Annotated in this window: 3 tRNA genes; all 3 read left to right on the top strand. The window is 40.4% G+C overall.

The window, feature by feature from the left end:
* The first annotated feature begins 22 nt into the window (after positions 1-22).
* Positions 23-97, top strand: a tRNA-Gln gene (locus tag CWB66_RS21255).
* A 71-nt stretch (positions 98-168) separates the two neighbouring features.
* Positions 169-253 (top strand) — tRNA-Leu (locus CWB66_RS21250).
* A gap of 38 nt (positions 254-291) precedes the next feature.
* Positions 292-366 (top strand) — tRNA-Gln (locus CWB66_RS21245).
* Positions 367-468: the final 102 nt, after the last annotated feature.

Raw genomic sequence — 468 nt, 5'->3', positions numbered from 1 at the left:
AAAATTATCAAATATTCTTAGTTGGGATATCGCCAAGCGGTAAGGCACCAGGTTTTGATCCTGGCATTCCCAGGTTCAAATCCTGGTATCCCAGCCAACTTCTTCTACCAAAGAAAGTTGGATATAAGAATTACTCTTGCTTAGAGTTTAAATTAGCAGACTAGTAATGCGGGAGTGGCGGAATTGGTAGACGCGCTGGATTTAGGTTCCAGTAACTTAGGTTGTGAGAGTTCAAGTCTCTCCTTCCGCACCATGTTCTTGATAAGAACTAAAATTATCAAATATTATAGTTGGGATATCGCCAAGCGGTAAGGCACCAGGTTTTGATCCTGGCATTCCCAGGTTCAAATCCTGGTATCCCAGCCAACTTCTTCTACCAAAAAAAGTTGGATATAAGAATCACTCTAGCTTAGAGTTAAAATTAGCAAATTAGTGATGATGGAGTTCGGAATATCGTAGTGGATCTAT

Source organism: Pseudoalteromonas sp. S558 (assembly GCF_005886635.1).
Lineage (GTDB): Bacteria > Pseudomonadota > Gammaproteobacteria > Enterobacterales > Alteromonadaceae > Pseudoalteromonas > Pseudoalteromonas aliena.
Note: the sequence above shows the minus strand (reverse complement) of the source record. Positions and strands in the feature narration are given on the sequence as shown.